At 59.6% G+C, this 20,512-nt stretch carries 20 protein-coding genes; 6 read left to right on the forward strand and 14 right to left on the reverse strand.

The window, feature by feature from the left end; genetic code table 11:
- Positions 1 to 135: 135 nt before the first annotated feature.
- The 3 genes from arcD to Q0P52_RS14785 form a co-directional block, all read right to left on the reverse strand.
- Complete coding sequence (gene arcD, locus Q0P52_RS14775) at positions 136 to 1,575, reverse strand: arginine-ornithine antiporter (RefSeq protein WP_293766509.1); 1,440 nt, start codon at positions 1,573 to 1,575, stop codon at positions 136 to 138.
- Positions 1,576 to 1,948: 373 nt separating this feature from the next.
- Entirely contained in the window at positions 1,949 to 2,089 is a 141-nt protein-coding gene (locus tag Q0P52_RS14780; RefSeq protein WP_293813767.1) for a DUF3149 domain-containing protein, read from the reverse strand.
- A gap of 238 nt (positions 2,090 to 2,327) precedes the next feature.
- Positions 2,328 to 3,356, reverse strand: a complete 1,029-nt coding sequence (locus Q0P52_RS14785; RefSeq protein WP_293766504.1) for a CDP-6-deoxy-delta-3,4-glucoseen reductase — start codon at positions 3,354 to 3,356, stop codon at positions 2,328 to 2,330.
- Positions 3,357 to 3,394: 38 nt separating this feature from the next.
- Here Q0P52_RS14785 and Q0P52_RS14790 point away from each other — a divergent pair, with 38 nt between their 5' ends.
- Together Q0P52_RS14790 and trmB are read left to right on the forward strand one after the other, a co-directional pair.
- On the forward strand, positions 3,395 to 4,318 hold the full coding sequence (locus Q0P52_RS14790; RefSeq protein ID WP_293766502.1) for an SDR family oxidoreductase: 924 nt from the start codon (positions 3,395 to 3,397) through the stop codon (positions 4,316 to 4,318).
- Between the two features lie 36 nt (positions 4,319 to 4,354).
- Complete coding sequence (gene trmB, locus Q0P52_RS14795) at positions 4,355 to 5,038, forward strand: tRNA (guanosine(46)-N7)-methyltransferase TrmB (protein WP_293766500.1); 684 nt, start codon at positions 4,355 to 4,357, stop codon at positions 5,036 to 5,038.
- A gap of 54 nt (positions 5,039 to 5,092) precedes the next feature.
- Here trmB and Q0P52_RS14800 read toward each other — a convergent pair whose 3' ends face one another.
- On the reverse strand, positions 5,093 to 5,578 hold the full coding sequence (locus Q0P52_RS14800; RefSeq protein WP_293766498.1) for a glutathione peroxidase: 486 nt from the start codon (positions 5,576 to 5,578) through the stop codon (positions 5,093 to 5,095).
- Between the two features lie 52 nt (positions 5,579 to 5,630).
- On the opposite strand from Q0P52_RS14800, the gene Q0P52_RS14805 reads away from it, so the two are divergent.
- The gene (locus tag Q0P52_RS14805) at positions 5,631 to 6,110 is read left to right on the forward strand and encodes a DUF1841 family protein (RefSeq protein ID WP_293766496.1); all 480 of its coding nucleotides are present in this window, start codon (positions 5,631 to 5,633) and stop codon (positions 6,108 to 6,110) included.
- 251 nt (positions 6,111 to 6,361) lie between these two features.
- Here the strand turns inward: Q0P52_RS14805 and Q0P52_RS14810 are convergent, their stop codons facing one another.
- Together Q0P52_RS14810 and Q0P52_RS14815 are read right to left on the reverse strand one after the other, a co-directional pair.
- The gene (locus Q0P52_RS14810; protein WP_293766494.1) at positions 6,362 to 7,312 is read right to left on the reverse strand and encodes a D-2-hydroxyacid dehydrogenase; all 951 of its coding nucleotides are present in this window, start codon (positions 7,310 to 7,312) and stop codon (positions 6,362 to 6,364) included.
- A 10-nt stretch (positions 7,313 to 7,322) separates the two neighbouring features.
- A complete protein-coding gene (locus Q0P52_RS14815) occupies positions 7,323 to 8,105 on the reverse strand; it encodes a DUF2189 domain-containing protein (RefSeq protein ID WP_293766492.1) in 783 nt (260 codons plus the stop codon).
- A gap of 181 nt (positions 8,106 to 8,286) precedes the next feature.
- Here Q0P52_RS14815 and Q0P52_RS14820 point away from each other — a divergent pair, with 181 nt between their 5' ends.
- Positions 8,287 to 8,613 carry an FKBP-type peptidyl-prolyl cis-trans isomerase gene (locus tag Q0P52_RS14820; RefSeq protein WP_293766490.1) on the forward strand — a complete coding sequence of 109 codons (327 nt, stop codon included), beginning with the start codon at positions 8,287 to 8,289 and terminating at the stop codon, positions 8,611 to 8,613.
- Between the two features lie 63 nt (positions 8,614 to 8,676).
- Here Q0P52_RS14820 and Q0P52_RS14825 read toward each other — a convergent pair whose 3' ends face one another.
- Positions 8,677 to 9,294: a DedA family protein gene (locus tag Q0P52_RS14825; RefSeq protein WP_293766488.1), complete on the reverse strand. Its 618-nt coding sequence runs from the start codon at positions 9,292 to 9,294 to the stop codon at positions 8,677 to 8,679.
- Positions 9,295 to 9,410: 116 nt separating this feature from the next.
- Here Q0P52_RS14825 and alr point away from each other — a divergent pair, with 116 nt between their 5' ends.
- A complete protein-coding gene (gene alr, locus Q0P52_RS14830) occupies positions 9,411 to 10,481 on the forward strand; it encodes an alanine racemase (RefSeq protein WP_293766486.1) in 1,071 nt (356 codons plus the stop codon).
- A 130-nt stretch (positions 10,482 to 10,611) separates the two neighbouring features.
- Here alr and glmM read toward each other — a convergent pair whose 3' ends face one another.
- The 4 genes from glmM to rlmE form a co-directional block, all read right to left on the reverse strand.
- Positions 10,612 to 11,949, reverse strand: coding sequence for a phosphoglucosamine mutase (glmM, locus tag Q0P52_RS14835; protein WP_293766484.1), 1,338 nt, complete (start codon positions 11,947 to 11,949; stop codon positions 10,612 to 10,614).
- Between the two features lie 100 nt (positions 11,950 to 12,049).
- A complete protein-coding gene (gene folP, locus Q0P52_RS14840; RefSeq protein WP_293766482.1) occupies positions 12,050 to 12,892 on the reverse strand; it encodes a dihydropteroate synthase in 843 nt (280 codons plus the stop codon).
- Between the two features lie 79 nt (positions 12,893 to 12,971).
- Positions 12,972 to 14,891 (reverse strand): ATP-dependent zinc metalloprotease FtsH, encoded by a 1,920-nt coding sequence (gene ftsH / locus Q0P52_RS14845; protein WP_293766480.1) that lies wholly within the window; start codon positions 14,889 to 14,891, stop codon positions 12,972 to 12,974.
- An 83-nt stretch (positions 14,892 to 14,974) separates the two neighbouring features.
- Positions 14,975 to 15,595 (reverse strand): 23S rRNA (uridine(2552)-2'-O)-methyltransferase RlmE, encoded by a 621-nt coding sequence (gene rlmE / locus Q0P52_RS14850; protein WP_293766511.1) that lies wholly within the window; start codon positions 15,593 to 15,595, stop codon positions 14,975 to 14,977.
- 129 nt (positions 15,596 to 15,724) lie between these two features.
- Here rlmE and yhbY point away from each other — a divergent pair, with 129 nt between their 5' ends.
- Positions 15,725 to 16,051, forward strand: a complete 327-nt coding sequence (yhbY, locus tag Q0P52_RS14855; protein ID WP_293766478.1) for a ribosome assembly RNA-binding protein YhbY — start codon at positions 15,725 to 15,727, stop codon at positions 16,049 to 16,051.
- 80 nt (positions 16,052 to 16,131) lie between these two features.
- Here yhbY and Q0P52_RS14860 read toward each other — a convergent pair whose 3' ends face one another.
- The 3 genes from Q0P52_RS14860 to carB form a co-directional block, all read right to left on the reverse strand.
- Entirely contained in the window at positions 16,132 to 16,560 is a 429-nt protein-coding gene (locus Q0P52_RS14860) for a DUF4149 domain-containing protein (protein ID WP_293766476.1), read from the reverse strand.
- Positions 16,561 to 16,629: 69 nt separating this feature from the next.
- Positions 16,630 to 17,106: a transcription elongation factor GreA gene (greA, locus tag Q0P52_RS14865; protein ID WP_293766474.1), complete on the reverse strand. Its 477-nt coding sequence runs from the start codon at positions 17,104 to 17,106 to the stop codon at positions 16,630 to 16,632.
- Positions 17,107 to 17,282: 176 nt separating this feature from the next.
- Entirely contained in the window at positions 17,283 to 20,492 is a 3,210-nt protein-coding gene (gene carB / locus Q0P52_RS14870; RefSeq protein ID WP_293766472.1) for a carbamoyl-phosphate synthase large subunit, read from the reverse strand.
- Between the last annotated feature and the right edge of the window lie 20 nt (positions 20,493 to 20,512).

The following is a 20,512-nucleotide window of genomic DNA, read 5'->3' on the forward strand; positions in this document are numbered from 1 at the left end:
ACCATTACCTTGCGCAGCTTGCCACATTCGGAATGAACACCAAACTTAGTCATGACCAACACTCCTTAGAACTTTTAGGGGGAGGTAGTGGGAGCGCCGTCTTGGGGCGCCCCTCGGAAGCGGTACAGATGAGTCTTACAGGGTCAGTTGGCCGGTGATCAGCTCGTAAGCCGCGATCACGCCCAACACTACGATGATGGCTGCCAGAGCGGCTTCAGCACCCTTGAACGGCTTCTCGCCCTTCTCTTTCTTGGCCCACAGGTAGAACAGCAGACCCGGGGCGTACAGCACCATCGACAGGAACAGATACTTCACACCAGCGGCGTAGATCAGCCAGACACCGTATACCGAGGCGATGGTGGCAACGCTCAGATCCTTGCCGGCCGATTCGCTCTGACCGTAACCTTCGCCGCGCTTGGCAACCAGGAAGGAGTACAGCGCGCACAGCAGGTACGGAATCAGGATCATCGAGGTGGCCAGCGACAGCAGTGCCAGGTAACCGGCGGAGCTAAACAGAGTGATGACCAGGAACAATTGGATCAGACCGTTGGTCAGCCACAGCGAGGCAGCCGGGGAACCGTTGGCGTTGGTAGTACCGAACACCTTGGGCATCACGCTGTCCTTGCCTGCCAGGTAAGGCGCTTCAGCAGCCAGCAGTGTCCAGGCCAGCAACGCACCACCTACAGAGATCACCAGACCGGCATTCATCAGGCTGGCGCCCCAGGGGCCAACAGCCTTTTCCAGCACATAAGCGGTGGACGGGTTCTTCAGCGCAGCCAGTTCAGCCTGACTCATCACACCCAGCGACAGCACGGACACGGCAACCAGCAGGGCAATAGTCAGCAGGAAGCCCACCACAGTAGCCTTGCCCACATCGCTCATCTTCTCGGCACGGCCAGAGAACATGGAAGCGCCCTCGATACCGATGAACACCCACACAGTCACCAGCATGGTGCTCTTCACCTGGTCAACAATGGAACCCAGCTTCGCAGTGCCCCAGAAGTCCAGATGGAAGGTATCCACCTTGAATGCGAACACGACCAGCAGGATGAACATCGCCAGCGGCACCAACTTCGCGATCGTGGTGATGGTGTTGATGAACGCCGCGCCATGCACACCGCGCAGCACCAGGAAATGCAGGCCCCACAACAGTACCGAAGCACAGATGATGGCAGCCGGCGTATTGCCGTCGCCAAAGATCGGGAACCAGAAACCCAGCGCCGAGAACATCACAACGAAATAGGATACGTTGCCGATCCAGGCCGAGATCCAGTAACCCCAGGCCGAGTTGAAGCCCATGTAGTCGCCGAAACCGGCGCGGGCATAACCGTAAACACCACCTTCCACCTCAGGCTTGCGCGTCGCCAGCATCTGGAATGCGAACGCCAGCGTGAGCATGCCGAGGAAAGTAATGACCCAACCGATGATGATGGCACCAGCCCCCGCGCCGGCAGCCATGTTCTGCGGCAGCGAGAAGATGCCGCCGCCAATCATCGAACCCACGACGAGAGCGGTCAGGGCGCCAAGCTTTAGCTTGGGGGCACCTCCGCCTTGTGTTTCAGTTTCCGTGGACATTTTCGTTCTCCGTATGATTTACGTTAATCTGAAAACTATATGTATATTATTAAATTCTTATTCGTTGAAGTAATGATAATACTGCGAGTGGCCATGTACCAGATGGCACAAACAGAAATTTGACTCAGATCAAAAGAAAAAACGAGAACAGAACTGGACGATGCCGACTACGGTCAGCACGTTATAGATGGTAGTTACGCGATGTAGAAATTGATATTTTAAATTCCAAAGCAATACTTTTTTGTTGATTTTTATTTAAATAAAATTTACATATCCACTTCGGGCAAAAAAAATGGATACGGCCCACCACCGTATCCACCAACACACACATCAAGAGGAAATCGTTACACCACGGCGAGTAGCCCTGGCGCGTTTATTCGTTCGGGCCGGCCTTCTTTACCTTGTTGTTCACAATGTATATGGCGCCGCACACCACCACGGTGGTCAGGCAAATCACAATCAGGCTCATTACGCCCACATCGTCCGAAAGAAGTTGTCCCAACAGTGCCATCATCCACTCCTTTGCCGCGGTCAGCGCCGCCTTGCTTGTTTAATTGATAGTCATAATAACCACACAACTGGCAGTGACTTTGACCTGAATCAAATTCCCAAGCGCATATGAAATTTCCTGCACAAACAGGACATTGCATTTGATCTAGCTCAGAAGAATCGGAACATCAGCCTCTTGGCTATCATGCGCGGCAATAAAAAAAGCCCTGCTCTGCAGGGCTTTTTCAGCAACTGGCGTCAGCTTATTTGCTGCCGCCCATATCCTTGGACAGGAAGAACGCATCTGAGAAGAACTCGTCCTCCGGCAGGGCGCGCTCCTTGGTGAAAGCGCCGTGAGCGGCTTCCACCATCACCGGCGCGCCGCAGGCGTACACCTGATAACCGGAGAGGTCGGCAAAGTCATCCATCACCGCCTGATGGACAAAGCCCGTACGGCCCGGCCAGTTGTCTTCCGGCAAACTGTCGGACAGTACCGGAATGAAAGTGATGTTGGGATGCGCGGCTTGCCAGCCGGCCGCCATTTCGGCCATGTACAGGTCAGCCTGAGTGCGAGCGCCCCAGTACAGCACCATCTCGCGCTGAATGCCCTGATGGATGGCATGCTCGATGATACCTTTCACAGGTGCGAAACCGGTGCCGCTGGCCACGAAGATGATGGGCTTGTCGGAATCTTCACGCAGGAAGAAGGAACCCAACGGGCCCTTGAAGCGCATGATCTCGCGCTCCTTCATCTGATTGAAGACGTACTCCGAGAAAGAACCGCCCGGCTGATGACGAATGTGCAGTTCGATGAAAGCGTCGTCGTGCGGGGCGTTGGCGATGGAGAAGCTGCGCTTCTTGCCGTCTTTCATCAGGATGTCGATGTACTGCCCAGCACGGAACTGCAAGCGCTCGGATACCGGCAACTTGAGCTTCAGCACCGCCACATCATGCACTTTACTGATGTTTTCCACCCGGCAAGGCAGGGTTTTTACCTGGATGTCGCCTGCGCCGGTCACTTCTCGCACTTCGATGGTCAGATCGCTTCGTGGACGAGCGCAACAGAACAGGGCTATGCCCTGGATGCGTTCGCTTTCAGGCAAGGCCTTTTCCTGAAAGCCATCCTGGCTGACATCGCCTTCGGTCACTTTGCCCTTGCACGCGCCGCAAGCGCCGTCGCGGCAGCCGTACGGCAGGCCGATATTCTGGCGCAAGGCCGCTTCCAGCACGGTTTCCTGCGCTTCAACACCAAACGTGTGCCCACTGGGGAGCACCTTCACCTGGAACGTCATGTCGTACCTTTTAATCCGAATCTAGCTAGAATGCCGTCATGCGAAACTTGCTTATCGTCGGCCTGGGCGATGTCGCCCGCCGAGCCCTGCCCTATCTTGTCCGCCACTGGCGCGTACTGGCCGTGACGCGCAGCCCCCAGGCAGCGCGCATCGCCAGAGCCGGCGGTGCCCTGCCCGTTTCGGCCAACCTTGACGACTGGAAAAGCCTGCAGAGAGTGGCCGGACTGGCCATCGACGACGTGTTGATCACCGCGCCGCCGCCGGAAAACGGCAGGACAGACCCGCGCATGCGCAAGTTGTTGTCCGCAATGACAAAAGCGGACAGCATACCACAGAGGCTCTGCTATATCAGCACCACTGGCGTCTATGGCGATGGCGGCGGCGAATGGCTGGATGAAACCTCCCCGTTGCGCCCGCAATCCGACCGCGCCCAACGACGCGCCGACGCCGAGGCCGCGTTGCGGGCCTTCTCGCGCCGTCATGGCGTGCAACTCACTATCCTGCGCACGCCGGGGATTTACGCGGCGGATCGCCTGCCCTTGCGCCGCTTGCTGGACGGCCTGCCGCTGATCCGGCCGGAAGAGGACAGCTTTTCCAATCACATCCACGCCGATGATCTGGCGCGCTTGTGCGTGGCGGGCCTCTTGCGCGTGAACGGTGGTTTGCGCTGCTACAACGCCTGCGACGACGAACCGCTCTCGGTTACCGATTGGTACAGCCAGTTGGCCGACTGTTTCTTGCTGCCGCTGCCGGAGATGCTGCCGCGCGAGGAAGTAAAACAACGGGTCAGCCCGGGCTTGTGGTCTTTCCTCGCCGAATCGCGTCGCGTGGACAACACCAGACTCCGGAGGGAATTAAAGGCTGTGCTGCGCTACCCGACCGTCCGCGTTTTACTTGAAGAGCTGTCTGCGGACGCCGGCCTGCGCGCCGAGATACTCGCTAAGGCGGGCAAGATTCGGTAACATGCCCGTCTTTCGCACTTTATCTGTTTGAATCACATGGAAAATCCGGCATTCCAGCGCACCATCCGCAGCTTTGTGCTGCGCCAGGGCCACCTCTCCGCAGGCCAGAAACGCGCCATGGACGAGGGCATGCCCAAGTGGGGCATCGAATTCCGTCCAGAACCCGTTGATCTGAACGCCGCCTTCGGTCGCGAAGCGCCGAAAATTCTGGAAATCGGTTTCGGCATGGGCGGGGCTACGGCGGAGATCGCCGCCGCCAATCCGGACAAGGACTACCTGGGCGTTGAAGTTCACTCTCCGGGCGTTGGCAATCTTTGCAAGTTGATCGAAGAACAGCAACTGAGTAATCTGCGCATCATCCGCCATGATGCGGTTGAAGTGCTGGATTTGATGCTGGCGGACGCCAGCCTGGACGGTGCGCATATTTTCTTCCCCGACCCCTGGCACAAGAAACGCCATCACAAGCGCCGGCTGATCCAGCTGCCCTTGGTGGAAAAGCTGGTGAAAAAACTGAAGCCGGGCGGCTACCTGCACGCCGCTACCGACTGGGAAGACTACGCGCTCCAGATCATGGAAGTTTTCAGCCAGCACGCAGGTCTTGAGAACACCGCCGACGGCTATGCGCCGCGCCCGGACTATCGCCCGCTGACCAAGTTTGAAGCCCGAGGCATCCGCCTTGGCCATGGCGTGTGGGACATCATCTTCCGCCGCAAGGCCTGATGGCTCCTGCCTCTTTCTCTCTTCGGCCAACCTTAGGGTTGGCCGAAGTCGTTTCTACCCTGTCGTACCCAGCAAACTGCGAATATCCCCAATCAGCTCATGCGGCTCCACCGCCGGCTCGTAGCGCTTCACCACCCGACCGCGCCGGTCAACCAAGAACTTGGTGAAATTCCACTTCACCGGATGTGGATGCGCGGAATCCGCCTGCGTCAGCCAGCGCCATAGCGGCGACGCCTCTTTGCCATTGACGGCCTGCTTGGCATAAAGCGGAAAATCCACACCAAAACGCGAGACGCAAAAATCCGCGACCTCCGCGTCACTGCCCGGCTCCTGCCCGCCAAACTGGTCGCACGGAAAAGCCAGCACAACAAGACCATCGTCGCGGAACATCGCCGCCAGCTCCTGCAGCCCGGCGTATTGCCGCGTGTAACCGCACTCGCTGGCAGTGTTCACCAGCAAAACCACCTTGCCTTGCCATAGCGACAGGGCTTCCTCATGGCCGTTATTGCGACGTGCGGTGAATTCGTAAAGCGTGGTCATGGTGGTCTCCGTTATAATCCGGCATTTCCGAGCTACACACTCAGGTATTGCCATGCTGTTCTCGCCAAGCCGTCAGGACGCCCGCGCCTTCTTTTTCGACACCTGGAAAAAGCATAGGGGCAACCAGCCGCTGACTGATCTGGAAAAAATCGTACTTTCCATTCTTATAGACCACCCGGAATACCATCCCATCCTTAATGATCCGGCCACCTACATGGAAAAAGAGTGGACGCCAGACATGGGGGAGACCAATCCCTTCCTGCATCTGGGCCTACATGTGGCCATCGAGGAGCAGCGCTCCATCGACCAGCCCTTCGGCATACGCTCGCTGTACGCGCAACTGGCCCTGCGCCATGGCAATGAGCACAAGGCGCAACACGACATGATGGAGTGTCTGGGGGAAATGATCTGGCATGCGCAGCGCTACGGCGGCGGGCCGGATGTCAATCGCTACATCAGCTGTGTGCGGGGCAAACTGGGTATGGGAGAAGAAGACGCGCCGCGCCTGAATCCCAATGAAATACCGGACTGAGGCCTGAACGGCAGACAAAAAAAGAGCCGTGGAAGACTAGCAACCACGGCGGATCAAGCGGGGCAGTCCGAACCTGAAAGGCTCGAACGAACCCATACTAACGCTTAAATCAAACGTTAACAACTCTTTAAAGCATGCTTTTCGCATAAAATGATATTAAAGCTGATGGTGATCAAAAATTTCATAAAATATTACAAATAAAAACACTATCCGCTTCAAAAGGCATGCATTTCAGATCACTTCAGCCCGTTTCACACCAAGCGATTCTGCTCGCCGCCCGCCACAAAAGCAGTGATATTACCGACCAATTGGGCCGCCAGGCGCTCCATGGCCTGCCGGCTGGCCCACCCCACATGCGGCGTGACAATCAGGTTCGGCAAACGGGCCTTCAACAGCGGGTTGCCGTCAACCGGCGGCTCTTGCGTCAATACGTCAAAACCGGCTCCGCCAAGCTGGCCATACTTCAGCGCGGCAATCAGCGCCTCTTCGTCCACCAGCCCGCCGCGCGCGGTATTGATCAGGATCGCCCCCGGCTTCATCGCCATCAATTCCGGCTGACTGATCATATGACGCGTCTGCTCATTCAACGGGCAATGCAAAGACAGCACATCTGACTCCGCCAGCAACTGGTCAAAAGCCACGTAACCCGGCCTTGCCGCTGTCACGCCCTTGCGCTCGCCCAGCAATACCCGCATGCCAAAGGCGCGCGCGCGTTGTGCCAGGGCGCTGCCTATGCCTCCGGCGCCCAGAATACCCAGCGTAGCGCCCTGCAGATCGCGAATGGGCGAGCCGAAATGGCAAAACTGATCAGACTGCTCCCAAACGCCCGCCGCCACATCGCGCTGATAGGCCGGCAGGTTTTTCATCAGCGCCATCATCAGCATGAAAGCGTGTTCGGCTACGGTTTCGTCGCCGTAATGCCGGATATTGGCCACGGCGATGCCGAGCTCGCGGCAGGCATCGGTATCTATATGGTTGTAACCCGTTGCCGCCACCGCCAGCATTTTCAGTCGGGGCAGCGCTTGCAAGGTTTGCCGATCGAAAGGCACTTTGTTGGTGATGACAATATCGGCTTCGCTCGCATGCGCAATGCGCTGCTCCACCGAGGTAGCGTTAAATTCGCGATAGTGATGGGGAAAGTCAAAAGCAGGCACCGGGACAGGCAGGCTGTCCCGGTCGAGAAATACGATGTGATGTGTCATCGGGCGGGCGTCAGGTCTCGTAGGTGATCATGGCGCGGTAGGCATGCCAGCTTGCCAGACCCACCACCGGCATGATCACGATCAACCCGATGAAATAGGTGGCGAAGCCCACCGCAGTCAACGCCACAATCATAGCGGCCCATACTGCCATCGTCAGCAAGTTCTTGTACACCGCCTGCACGCTAGTCACCATGGCGGTAACGGTGTCCACTTCCTTGTCCAGCATCATCGGAATGGACACGACGCTGATGGCGAATACCGCCAGCGCAAAGAAGAAGCCCACGCCAAAGTAAGCGATGAGGAATGAGAGATTCTCCGGTTTGAACGCATTCATGACGATGCCGTCCAGCGTGGGCAGCGTGGCCATGTCGAAGAACAAGGCGAACATCAATAGAGACACGCGGAACCAGGCGAACACCAGTACCGCCAGCAAGGCCGCGTAGAGGGTGAAGCCGGGCAGATTTACCCGCCACGCCGTCATGCTGTGCAGCAGGTTGACACGACTACCGCCCTGAAACATTTCTTTCTGTCGCGCCAGATCATACAGTCCGATGGCGAGAAACGGCCCCGCCAACAAGAACAAGGTCGCCAGCGTGATGACAAACTGCGGCGCCGCCTCGAAATAAGACACCAGCAAATACCCCATCAAGACGAAAACCGCGCCGTAAAACATCGCATCGGCGGGCGCTGCGCGCAGGTCTTGCACACCCTGTCGCAACCATTGCAGGGACTGAGAAGCGTCTACATGATGAACCACCGGGTGTTCCCGGGACGAACCGTGGGTAATGTCCATGACAAAATCTCCCTTTGTTTCAGGTGAGCGGGTGGGTGAACCTGATTGGGAATGATTAATGATTGTGTTATAAGCCACTGATCGGAAAACAAAAAGCGCATCTTGTGACGCACTGCGACAAGCCCTTGCCAGGCTGCTACAATCGCCCATCCACCACAGGCTGCAGATTCAAGGAGCACACATGAGCCAACTGATCATCGAAGACCTGCACGTCGGCGAAGGCGCTGAAGCCGTCGCCGGCCAGGAAGTCACCGTGCATTACACCGGCTGGCTGACCAACGGCAGCAAGTTCGACTCCAGCAAAGACCGGTTTCAACCGTTCAGCTTTCCGCTGGGCGCCGGGCATGTCATCAAAGGTTGGGATCAAGGCGTGGCCGGCATGAAAGTGGGCGGCAAGCGCAAGCTGACCATCCCGCCGGAGCTGGGCTACGGCGCGCGCGGCGCTGGCGGCGTGATCCCGCCCAATGCCACGCTGGTATTCGAAGTGGAATTGCTGCAAGTGGGCTGATCGCCCTTCGGCAAACACAAAAAAAGGCCGCATCCGCGGCCTTTTTTATCTGCGCAAACGCGCTCAGCGCTGGACGCCGTGATTGCGCCGGCGTCGCCACACCACCACGGTCAGCACCACGGCCAGCACGCCGATGACAGTGAGAATGCCAGCCTGGCCCCGATGCACGACGTGCATCAGCCATTCCCGCTGCGTAGCACCGTAATGACCCAGATAGACCCACACCGGCACGGAAATCAGTGCGGCAAAACCGTCCATCAAGAGAAAGCGCCAGTAAGGCACGCGCCGGGTCATGCCGGCGGTAATGAAGATAGGCGAGCGCAAGCCAGGTAAAAAACGGGCGACAAACAGCACCCAGGTGCCGTACTTCTCGAATTTTTCCTGCACCGCTTCAAAGCGTTCGGGGGTCAGTATCCGCGCGATAGGGCGAAACTGCTGCACCTTGTGGCCATAAAAACGGCCTGCAGCAAACATGATGCCGTCTCCGGCCAGCACGCCCGCCATGCCCACCGCAAACATCACATGCACATTGGCGTAGCCCAAGCCGGAAATGATCCCGCCGGCCACCAAGGTAATGTCCTCCGGAATCGGGACCCCGAATCCACACACCAGCAGCACCGTGAACACAGCCACATAGCCGTAACCGGTAAAGAAATCGAGAAGGATCTGCAGTATGTCCATAGTACTCCGCCGCTCGGAACAGTCTTGTCCTGAAGCAAGATAAGGCCGAGGGCTGGTTGTCCGGGTTCATGATCGGGGGCTTATAATACCACACCTACTCCCGACACTTTCTTGACATGACACGCCCCATCCGGGTGGAAATTCACCCCTCAGCCCTGTTACACAATTACCGCCGTTGCAAACAACTCAGCCGCTCAAACACCGCTCTGGCCGTCATCAAGGCCGACGCCTATGGCCATGGTTCACTGTTGACCGCTCGCGCGCTAGCGGATGAAGCCGACGGCTTCGCCCTGCTCAACATCGAAGACGCCATTCGCCTGCGCGCCGCCGGCATCCGCCAGCCCATCACTCTGCTTGAGGGGCCGTTTGACCGGCGGGAGGTGGAAGCCATGGCGGAATACGGCATCGCCGGCGCCATTCACTCCCCTCACCAGATGGCATGGTTGGCCGAAGGTTCCCTGCCACGCCCGGTTGAAGTCTGGCTCAAGGTGAACAGCGGCATGAACCGGCTTGGCTTTACCCCAAAGCAAGCGCCAAGCGCAATCGAACAACTGCGCGGACTGCCGCACGCCCGTCTCACCACTATCATGACCCACTTCGCCACCGCCGATGACGAGCGCGGCGTTGAGGCGCAGTGGCAGCGTTTTGCCCCGGTCGCCGAGGCAAGCGGGCTTGCCGTCAGCGCCGCCAACTCGGCCGCGGTATTTCGCCACCCGCAAACGCATGGCCAGACAAGCCGACCCGGCATCACGCTTTATGGTTGCTCGCCCTTTGACGATGCCACGGGGCAGGAACTGGGCTTGCTGCCCGCCATGACCTTGTCGGCCGACATCATCGCCACTCAGGAGCTGCGGCCCGGCGACGCGGTAGGCTATGGTTTGCGTTTTACCGCCGAGTCCCCGATGCGCATCGGCATCGTCGCTTGCGGCTACGCCGACGGCTACCCGCGCATCGCCGGCAACGGCACCCCTGTCGCGGTTGATGGCCAGCTGAGCGGTACCGTGGGTCGCGTCTCCATGGACATGATGGTGGTGGATCTTACCCACTTGCCGCAAGCAGGCGTGGGCAGCAGGGTGGAATTATGGGGACAAGAGATTCCCATTGAGAAGGTGGCCGCAGCCTCCGGCACCATCGGTTACGAGCTGATGTGCGCGGTAGCGCCGCGCGTACCGCGACTCGCTCGCTGAGCCCATGACGCCATGCCGTGGCCCTTCATCGCTTGCCGCGCGTGGCCGCTGTGCATAGGTCGCCTGTTGACGCCCCAATGAAAAAGGCCGCACACCGTGCGGCCTTTTTCATTACCCGTCAGTACGACAATCAGACGGCTGCCTGTTCGATGGCGGCGGCGATGGTTTTTGCCCATCTATCGGTCAGCGCGCGATCGCTGGCTTCCACCATCACCCGCACCACCGGCTCAGTGCCGGAAGGACGCAGCACCACGCGTCCCACGCCGGCCAACGCCTGCTCGGCTTCGGCTAACAGAGCGGCAGACGCGGACTTCCAGTCGCAACCGTTGTGGCGGACATTGATCATGGTCTGCGGGAACGGTGTCCAGTCGTTGCAGGCCTCTTCCAGACTGATGCCCATTTCCGCCAGTCCGGCCAGCACCTGCAGGCTGGAGATGATGCCGTCGCCGGTGGAGTGCTTGTCCAGGCACAGAATGTGGCCGGAGGCTTCGCCGCCCACTTGCCAGCCATTGGCATGCAGCATTTCCAGCACGTAACGGTCGCCCACCTTGGCCCGGCCAAACGCCACGCCCTGCTTTTGCAGCGCCAGCTCCATGGCCATATTGGTCATCACCGTACCTACCACGCCGCCGCGCAACTCGCCCTTCGCAGCGCGGGCCTTGGCCACCACGTAAATCAGTTGATCGCCGTCGTACACCTTGCCATGACGATCCACCATGATCAGCCGGTCGCCATCGCCATCGAGCGAAATGCCGTAGTCGGCGTGATGCTCCAACACGGCCACCTGCAGGGTCTTGGGATAGGTGGCACCCACCTTGTCGTTGATGTTGTAGCCATTGGGCTCGCCGCCGATGACCACGACCTCGGCGCCCAGTTCATGAAACACCTTGGGCGCGATGTGATAAGTAGCGCCATTGGCGCAATCGATCACCAGCTTGAGCTGTTTGAGGTTGCGCTCGCCAGGGAAAGTGCTCTTGCAGAATTCAATGTAACGCTCGGCGGCCCCTTCAATGCGACGCGCGCGCCCCAGTTCAGCCGATACATTGGTGTTCATCGGCTGCTCGAGCATGGCTTCGATTTCCAGCTCCAGCCCGTCATCCAGCTTCTTGCCGCCCTCGGCAAAAAATTTGATGCCGTTATCCTGATAAGGGTTGTGCGACGCGGAGATCATCACACCAGCCTCCAGCCGCAGGGCACGGGTAAGGTAGGCGATGCCCGGCGTAGGCAGGGGGCCGGTCAGCAGCACATTAACGCCCGCAGCGGTGAAGCCCGCTTGCAAGGCGGCTTCTAGCATGTAGCCGGAAATGCGCGTGTCCTTGCCGATCAGCACGGTAGGACGATGGCCTTTGTCATGATCCACCAGCACGCGGCCAGCAGCGTAACCCAGCTTCAACACAAACTCCGGCGTAATGGGAAACTGCCCTACTTCACCGCGCACGCCATCAGTACCAAAATATTTGCGACTCATCCCACATCATCCCAGTTGGGCCTCCGGCGGAGACCACCCGATTGTTCGATACAAAAGCGTATTGTGGCACTGTCCAGCCCTTCGCCGCCACAGTGTCAGATCAAGCGCGCAGCTGGCGCAGGGCCTGCCATACCTTCATCGCCTGCCAGTTGGCTTTCACGTCGTGCACGCGCACGATCACCGCGCCGCGATCCAGCGAGGCCATGGTGGTGGCAACGGTAGCGCCCAAGCGCTCCGCCGGAGCCTCTTCACCAGTAATTGCGCCCAGCATGGATTTGCGCGACAGGCCCACCAGTACCGGCACACCCGCCGTCGTTTCCAGCTCCGCCAGGCGATCCAATAGCATGAGGTTGTGCTGCAAGGTTTTGCCGAAGCCGAAACCGGGGTCTACCAGCAGACGGTTGGCGGCGATGCCGGCATCGCGACAAAGCGCCACGCGTCGGGACAGATAGCCCGCCACCTCGTCAACCACGCTGTCGTACCGAGGCGCCAGCTGCATGGTGTCCGGATTGCCCTGCTTGTGCATCAGGCACAGGGCAACGTTGGCCGAAGCCACCGTCTCCAGCGCCCCCTCGTCCTCCAAGGCGGAGACATCATTGATGAGATCCACCGCCCCGATGCGCAGCGCCTCGCGCATGACAACAGCGCGCCGGGTATCCAGCGACAATGGCGCCCCCAGCTGCTTGAGCTTTTCCAGTACCGGCAACACACGGTCCATTTCCTCTGTAGCGCTGACATCAGGCGCTCCCGGTCGGGTGGACTCCCCGCCGATGTCGAGGATGGCCGCGCCTTCGGCCAACATGGCGTCTGCGCGACGCAAGGCATCATCAAGAGTGCTGTAGCGGCCGCCGTCGGAGAAAGAATCAGGGGTGACATTCAGAATGCCCATGATGTGCGGGCTGGAGAGGTCGAGTTGGAAACGACCACATTGCAGATGGGACATGAGGCAATCCAGAACAAAAAGCCGGAACGAAAAACAGGGCGACAGCCTGGCTGTCACCCTGTGATGGCAAAACGCGGAATCAGGCGTCCTGAGCTGGTGCGGAACCCGCCGGCTCGGACGGTTCGCTGGCAGGCGCAGCCGGCTTGTCCTCGCTGCGCGGCGGGAAACCGCCACCCGGCTTGGGCGGGCGCGGCGGACGGTCTTCCATGATGTCGCGAATCTGCTCGCGATCGATGGTTTCCCATTCGATCAACGCGGCGGTCATGGCCTCGACCTTGTCGCGGTTCTCGTCCAGCAGCTTGACGGCCAGCGCATACTGCTCGTCAATGATGCGGCGAATTTCCTGATCCACCTGCTGCATGGTGGCCTCGGACAGGTTTTTGTGCGTGGTGACGGAGCGACCAAGGAATACCTCCCCCTCGTTCTCGCCATACACCATCGGCCCCAATTTGTCGGACATGCCGTAGCGCGTCACCATGTCGCGGGCGATGCTCGTGGCGCGTTCGAAGTCATTGGAAGCGCCGGTGGAAACCTGACCGGTGAACAGGTCTTCAGCTACGCGGCCACCAAACAGCATGGTGATCTGCGCCAGCATTTGGTCCTTGTACAGCGAGAAGCGATCCTGCTCCGGCAGTGACCAAGTTACCCCCAGGGCACGACCACGCGGAATAATGGTGACCTTGTGGACCGGATCGCACCCAGGCAGCAGCTCGCCAATGATGGCGTGACCGGACTCATGGTAAGCCGTTTTCTTCTTGTCATCCGGCTGGATGATCATCGACTTGCGTTCGGCGCCCATGAAGATCTTGTCCTTGGCGTCTTCAAAGTCCAGCATGTCCACCAGCCGCTTGTTGCGGCGGGCAGCGAACAGCGCCGCTTCGTTGACCAGGTTGGCCAAGTCCGCGCCCGACATGCCCGGCGTGCCGCGCGCGATGATGGAGGCTTCCACATCGGCGGCAATCGGCACCTTGCGCATGTGCACGGTGAGAATTTGCTCGCGACCGCGGATGTCCGGCAGCGGCACCACCACCTGACGGTCGAAACGGCCCGGGCGTTGCAGCGCCGGGTCGAGTACGTCGGGACGGTTGGTCGCGGCGATCACGATGACGGTCTGGTTGGTCTCGAAGCCGTCCATTTCCACCAGCAGCTGGTTCAGCGTCTGCTCGCGTTCATCGTTGCCGCCGCCCAAACCGGCGCCGCGCTGGCGACCTACCGCATCGATTTCATCGATGAAGATGATGCACGGCGCGTTTTTCTTGGCCTGTTCGAACATGTCGCGCACGCGGGACGCGCCCACGCCGACGAACATTTCCACAAAGTCGGAACCGGAGATGCTGAAGAACGGCACCTTGGCTTCGCCAGCGATGGCCTTGGCCAACAGCGTTTTACCGGTACCCGGAGAACCGCACAGCAAGATGCCGCGCGGAATGCGGCCGCCCAGGCTCTGGTAGCGGGACGGGTCGCGCAGGTAGTCGACGATTTCCTTCACCTCTTCCTTGGCTTCATCGCAACCGGCGACATCGGCAAAGGTAACGGTGTTGGTGTCCTGGTCCAGCATGCGCGCCTTGCTCTTGCCGAACGAGAACGCGCCGCCCTTGCCGCCGCCCTGCATCTGGCGCATGAAAAACACCCAGACGCCAATCAGCAACAGCATGGGGAACCAGCTGATGAAAATGCTCATCAGCATGGACGGTTCTTCTTCCGGTTTGGCGGAGAAGCGGACGTTGTTCTTGATCAGGTCGTCCACCAGCTGCGGGTCATAAGGCGCATAGGTGGAAAAGGAGGAGCCGTCAGTGCGCTTGCCCTTGAGCCACTGACCGCGCAGCGGGTGACCCTCGATGCTGAGAGTGCCCACCTTGCCGGACTCGACATCGCTGATGAACTGCGAGTATTCGATCTGGTTCTGGGTATCCTGGCGCTTGTTGAACTGATTGAAGACCGTCATCAGTACCAGACCGATGATGACCCAGATGGCGATGTTTTTGCCGATATTGTTCACGAGTTGAGGACTCCTCTGTGCCCTGACTTGGTGATTGCGTTATGCATGGGAGATTCTGATTGTAAACCCCGAGGGGATGGATGTCAGCGCCGCCCTTTGCCCAGCAGGTAAATTTCGTTGGAGCGGTCGCGCGATGCCTTGGGCTTGCGACTGAGCACTTCATCGAAGAGTTCGCGCATGGATTTCAGATAAGGCTGGAAATCACTGCCCTGGAACACTTTGACGAGAAAGCTGCCGCCAGGTTTCAAATGATCGCGCGCAAATTCCAACGCCAGTTCGCAGAGGTGAAAACTGCGGGCCTGATCCATGGCGCTCATTCCCGAGATATTGGGCGCCATGTCGGAAATTACAAGGTCAAGCTCGCGTCCGCCAAGCAAATCGATAAATTGCTGCAGCACTTCGTCTTCGCGGAAGTCGCCCTGAATGAATTCGACATCGGCAATGGGATTCATCGGCAAGATATCCAGAGCGAATACCCTGCCCTTATCGCCGACGATGCGCGCCGCCACCTGCGACCAGCTGCCAGGCGCGCTGCCCAGATCGGCCAGTACGGTGCCCGGACGGATCAGCTTGTCCTTATCGTTGATCTCCAGCAGCTTGTAAGCCGCGCGCGCGCGGTAGCCGTCCTTTTGCGCCATGTGGACGTACGGGTCTTTAACGTGCTCCCGGAGCCAGTTATTGCTGGATGTGCTTCTCGCCATGATGCTTTACCTGCCTGAAAACAGGCAGCCGTTACGGCTATCCTGTTGTTTTTCTGTCTGTTTATGGACAAGGTTTGGGCTACGGGCCAAAGTCGAGTAGAATCCCGTTTTGATTTGAAACCAAGCCTGTCCATGAAAATCGAACTGCAACCTTTCCAACGCCAGTACCTGAAGGGTCTGGCCCAACCGTTGAGCCCGGTGGTAATGATCGGCAACAACGGTCTGACTGAAGCCGTGGTGCGTGAAATCGCCATCAATCTCGACGCCCATGAACTGATCAAGGTGCGCGTGCTGGGCGACGATCGCGAAGCCCGCGTGGCCATGTTCGAGCAAGTCTGCGAAGAACTGGGCGCGGCCCCGGTACAGCACATCGGCAAACTGCTGGTGCTGTGGCGTCCCAGCGACAAGGCTCGCATCGAGCTGCCCAAGAGCAAGAAGGCGCTCAAGGCCCAGCCCTGATCCGACGCGAGGTTCGCACATGGCAAAAGCGGTGGATATCCACCGCTTTTGTCGTTTATAGACCCCGTCGGCGCGCCTGATCAATCCCGGCGCAGCACGTACACCAGACCCATCAGGCTCTGCACCAGATAAATCAGGCTGGAAATGGCGTGCCAAGTGGCGAAACCGCCGCCAAACATGCCCTCGGCCGCATGGTTCATTTGCTGCTTGAGGTCAACGATGATGGGGGCCACGGCAAACTGGTTGATGATGGTGCAGGCCAGCATGCCCACGACCAGCCAGAAAGCGGCTTCTTTCATGCCGCGCACGCCGTTGCGCCAGATTTCATCCACCAGCAGGATGACGCCGCACACCAAACCCACCCAGGCGATGGCGCTGAACAACTTGCCGGCCACCATGCCGGCGGTGACGCGGTCCAGCATGGAAAACAGCACCGGTGTCACCACAATCCCGATTATCCACAGGCCACCAATCCAGAATGTCTTCGCGACGGCGCGCAAGCTATCCATGCCCTCCCCCCCTTCCGCTTACAGCAAAAACGCACGGCTGGCGTGCGTTGAATCGAGATCCTGCGTGGTTCAGATGTACTGAACGTCGAGTACTTCGTATTCGCGGATGCCGCCCGGGGCCACCACTTCGGCCACGTCGCCGGCCTCCTTGCCGATCAGCGCGCGGGCAATCGGCGAATTCACCGACACCTTGGCTACCTTGATATCGGCTTCATCGTCGCCCACGATTTGGTAGGTGACGTTTTCTTCGGTTTCCAGATCCATCAGCGCGACGGTAGCGCCGAACACCACGCGCCCATCGGCATCCAGCTCGGCCGGATTGATGATCATGGCGTTGGAAATCTTGCCTTCCAGTTCAGCGATGCGGCCTTCAACGAAAGCCTGGCGCTCCTTGGCGGCGTCGTACTCGGCGTTTTCCGACAGGTCGCCATGGGAGCGTGCCTCGGCGATGGCTTCGATGACCGCCGGGCGTTCAACGCTTTTCAGGCGTTGCAGTTCTTCCTTGAGCATTTCGGCGCCGCGCACGGTCAACGGGACTTTGTTCATTCGGTTGTTCTCCAGAGGCGGAACCCCGCCCTCATCAAAAGCAGAAGCCGCCGTACGAGACGGCGGCTTGTGTTAGCGGGTTGAATAGGCAGATTGTAACGGCAAATCGGCTTGGATTCAAAGGTTGACCGAAGGGACAAGCGCAGCCGCCCCTCCGTACAAGCCGCTCATTCCGCTCAGTGTTTCACGGAAGCGTGCAATTCCTGGACACTGTAAACGCCAAACTCTTCCACGTGGGCCATGCCCACGCACACGGCCTTGGCACCTGCCAGAGTGGTGTACTGCGGGATGCGGGCCTGCAGCGCGCTGCGGCGGATGGAGTGGCTGTCCTGGATAGCCTGGCGCTTCTCGTCCACGGTATTGACCAGCACGTCGATTTCGCCGTTCTTGATCATGTCGACGATGTGCGGACGGCCTTCGTTCACCTTGTTCACCACTTGCACGATGATGCCGGCTTCCGCCAGGGTCTTGGCGGTGCCGCGGGTGGCGCAGACGCCGAAACCCAGTCTCTGCAGTTCGCGCGCCACGTCAACCGCACCGTTCTTGTCGGACTGGCGCACGGAGAGGAATACCTTGCCGGTGCGCGGCAGCTTGTCGCCGGCGGCCAGCTGGCTCTTGACGAAGGCTTCGGCAAACGTCTTGCCCACGCCCATCACTTCGCCGGTGGACTTCATTTCCGGCCCAAGGATGGTATCCACGCCAGGGAACTTGATGAAGGGGAATACCGCTTCCTTCACCGCGTAGTACGGCGGGATCACTTCCTTGGTGAAGCCTTGCTCGACCAAGCTGATGCCGGCCATGGCGCGAGCGGCGATCTTGGCCAGCGAGGCGCTGGTGACCTTGGAAACGAAAGGCACGGTACGGCTGGCGCGCGGGTTGACTTCCAGCACGTAGATGGTGTCGCCCTGGATGGCGAACTGTACGTTCATCAGGCCCACTACGTTCAGCGCACGCGCCATGGCGATGGTCTGACGGCGGATTTCGTCCTGCACGGCCGGGAACAGGCTGTAAGGCGGCAGCGAGCAGGCGGAGTCGCCAGAGTGGACGCCGGCTTGTTCGATGTGCTGCATGATGCCGCCGATCACCACATCGGTGCCGTCGGACACACAGTCCACGTCCACTTCGATGGCGTCGTTGAGGAAGCGGTCCAGCAGCACCGGGCTGTCATTGGACACCTTCACCGCTTCGCGCATGTAGCGCTCGAGGTCCGCCGGTTCGTGCACGATTTCCATTGCGCGGCCGCCCAGTACATAGGACGGACGCACCACCAGCGGATAGCCGATCTCTTCGGCCAACTTCATGGCGTCGGCCGGCGTGCGCGCGGTGCGGTTGGGCGGCTGCTTCAGGCCCAGCTCGTTCAGCAGCTTCTGGAAACGTTCGCGGTCTTCGGCGGCATCGATCATGTCCGGCGTGGTGCCGATAATGGGCACGCCATTGGCTTCCAGCGCGCGCGCCAGTTTCAGCGGGGTCTGGCCGCCGTACTGCACGATCACGCCGAACGGCTTCTCGATGCGACAGATTTCCAGTACGTCTTCCAGCGTCAGCGGCTCGAAATACAGACGGTCGGAGGTATCGTAATCGGTGGAAACAGTTTCCGGATTGCAGTTGACCATGATGGTCTCGAAACCGGATTCACGCAGTGCCAGCGCGGCATGCACGCAGCAGTAGTCGAACTCGATGCCCTGGCCGATACGGTTCGGGCCGCCACCCAACACCATGACCTTTTTGCGGTCGGAAGGATGCGATTCGCACTCTTCTTCGTAGCTGGAATACATGTAGGCCGTGGAGGTGGAGAACTCGGCAGCGCAGGTGTCCACGCGCTTGTACACCGGGTGCAGCCCCAGCGCCCAGCGCTTGGCGCGCACGGCGGCCTGATCGGTGCCCAGCAGTTCGCCCAGACGGCGGTCGGAGAAGCCCTTGCGCTTCAGGCGACGCAGCTCGTCAAAGGTCAGCTCTTCCACCTTGCGGCCGGCCAGCGCCTGCTCTTCGCCGACGATGTCTTCCACTTGCGCCAGGAACCATGGATCGATCTTGCTGACGTCGAAGACGTCTTCGCGACTCATGCCGATGCGGAAGGCGTCGGCCACGTAGAGGATGCGTTCCGGCCCCGGCGTGCTCAGCTCGTGACGGATGGCTTCTTCATTGCTGGTGACCGGATTGAAGCCAGACAGACCGGTTTCCAGCCCGCGCAAGGCTTTCTGCATGGATTCCTGCAGCGTGCGCCCCATGGCCATCACCTCGCCCACCGATTTCATCTGGGTGGTGAGACGATTGTCGGCCTGCGGGAATTTCTCGAAGGCGAAACGCGGAATCTTGGTGACGACGTAGTCGATGGACGGCTCGAAGGAGGCCGGGGTGGCGCCGCCGGTGATGTCGTTCTTGAGTTCGTCCAGGGTGTAGCCCACGGCCAGCTTGGCGGCCACCTTGGCGATCGGGAAACCGGTGGCCTTGGACGCCAGCGCGGAGGATCGCGACACGCGCGGGTTCATTTCAATGACGATCATGTCGCCATTGTCCGGATTCACGGCGAACTGCACGTTGGAACCGCCGGTATCCACGCCGATCTCGCGCAGCACCGCCAGCGAGGCGTTGCGCATGATCTGGTATTCCTTGTCGGTCAGCGTTTGCGCCGGCGCCACGGTGATGGAGTCGCCGGTGTGCACGCCCATCGGGTCGAAGTTCTCGATGGAACAGATGATGATGCAGTTGTCGTTGCGGTCGCGCACGACTTCCATCTCATATTCTTTCCAGCCCAGCACGGACTGCTCGATCAGCAGTTCATGCGTCGGGGAGGCCTCGAAACCGCGTTCGCAGATGGCGAGGAATTCTTCCTTGTTGTAGGCGATGCCGCCACCGGAGCCGCCCATGGTGAAGGACGGACGGATCAGCGTCGGGAAACCAACCTTGGCCTGCGCATCCAGCGATTCTTCCATGGAGTGGCAGACGAAGGACAGCGGGCAGGACAAGCCGATCTTGGCCATGGCTTCCTTGAAGCGGCCGCGGTCTTCCGCCTTGTCGATGGCGTCTTCGGTCGCGCCGATCAACTCCACCTTGTACTTGTCCAGCACGCCGTTGCGCGCCAGATCCAGCGCACAGTTCAGTGCGGTCTGACCGCCCATGGTGGGCAGAATGGCGTCCGGGCGCTCTTTGGCGATGATCTTTTCCAGCACCGGCCACGTGATGGGCTCGATGTAGGTGACATCAGCCATGTTGGGGTCGGTCATGATGGTGGCCGGATTGGAGTTCACCAGAATGACTTTGTAACCCTCTTCGCGCAGGGCCTTGCAAGCTTGCGCGCCGGAGTAGTCGAACTCGCACGCCTGGCCAATCACAATGGGGCCGGCGCCGATGATGAGAATGCTCTTGATGTCGGTACGTTTCGGCATGTTATCGCTCAATCAATTCA

Source organism: uncultured Aquitalea sp., from assembly GCF_945957525.1.
In the GTDB taxonomy this organism is placed as follows: domain Bacteria; phylum Pseudomonadota; class Gammaproteobacteria; order Burkholderiales; family Chromobacteriaceae; genus Aquitalea.

What these genes read in the sequence shown, in the direction of transcription:
- arcD (WP_293766509.1), bottom strand. Translation starts at nt 1,575, where the DNA reads ATGTCCACGGAAACTGAAACACAAGGCGGAGGTGCCCCCAAGCTAAAG.
- Q0P52_RS14780 (WP_293813767.1), bottom strand. Translation starts at nt 2,089, where the DNA reads ATGATGGCACTGTTGGGACAACTTCTTTCGGACGATGTGGGCGTAATG.
- Q0P52_RS14785 (WP_293766504.1), bottom strand. Translation starts at nt 3,356, where the DNA reads ATGACGTTCCAGGTGAAGGTGCTCCCCAGTGGGCACACGTTTGGTGTT.
- Q0P52_RS14790 (WP_293766502.1), top strand. Translation starts at nt 3,395, where the DNA reads ATGCGAAACTTGCTTATCGTCGGCCTGGGCGATGTCGCCCGCCGAGCC.
- trmB (WP_293766500.1), top strand. Translation starts at nt 4,355, where the DNA reads ATGGAAAATCCGGCATTCCAGCGCACCATCCGCAGCTTTGTGCTGCGC.
- Q0P52_RS14800 (WP_293766498.1), bottom strand. Translation starts at nt 5,578, where the DNA reads ATGACCACGCTTTACGAATTCACCGCACGTCGCAATAACGGCCATGAG.
- Q0P52_RS14805 (WP_293766496.1), top strand. Translation starts at nt 5,631, where the DNA reads ATGCTGTTCTCGCCAAGCCGTCAGGACGCCCGCGCCTTCTTTTTCGAC.
- Q0P52_RS14810 (WP_293766494.1), bottom strand. Translation starts at nt 7,312, where the DNA reads ATGACACATCACATCGTATTTCTCGACCGGGACAGCCTGCCTGTCCCG.
- Q0P52_RS14815 (WP_293766492.1), bottom strand. Translation starts at nt 8,105, where the DNA reads ATGGACATTACCCACGGTTCGTCCCGGGAACACCCGGTGGTTCATCAT.
- Q0P52_RS14820 (WP_293766490.1), top strand. Translation starts at nt 8,287, where the DNA reads ATGAGCCAACTGATCATCGAAGACCTGCACGTCGGCGAAGGCGCTGAA.
- Q0P52_RS14825 (WP_293766488.1), bottom strand. Translation starts at nt 9,294, where the DNA reads ATGGACATACTGCAGATCCTTCTCGATTTCTTTACCGGTTACGGCTAT.
- alr (WP_293766486.1), top strand. Translation starts at nt 9,411, where the DNA reads ATGACACGCCCCATCCGGGTGGAAATTCACCCCTCAGCCCTGTTACAC.
- glmM (WP_293766484.1), bottom strand. Translation starts at nt 11,949, where the DNA reads ATGAGTCGCAAATATTTTGGTACTGATGGCGTGCGCGGTGAAGTAGGG.
- folP (WP_293766482.1), bottom strand. Translation starts at nt 12,892, where the DNA reads ATGTCCCATCTGCAATGTGGTCGTTTCCAACTCGACCTCTCCAGCCCG.
- yhbY (WP_293766478.1), top strand. Translation starts at nt 15,725, where the DNA reads ATGAAAATCGAACTGCAACCTTTCCAACGCCAGTACCTGAAGGGTCTG.
- Q0P52_RS14860 (WP_293766476.1), bottom strand. Translation starts at nt 16,560, where the DNA reads ATGGATAGCTTGCGCGCCGTCGCGAAGACATTCTGGATTGGTGGCCTG.
- greA (WP_293766474.1), bottom strand. Translation starts at nt 17,106, where the DNA reads ATGAACAAAGTCCCGTTGACCGTGCGCGGCGCCGAAATGCTCAAGGAA.
- carB (WP_293766472.1), bottom strand. Translation starts at nt 20,492, where the DNA reads ATGCCGAAACGTACCGACATCAAGAGCATTCTCATCATCGGCGCCGGC.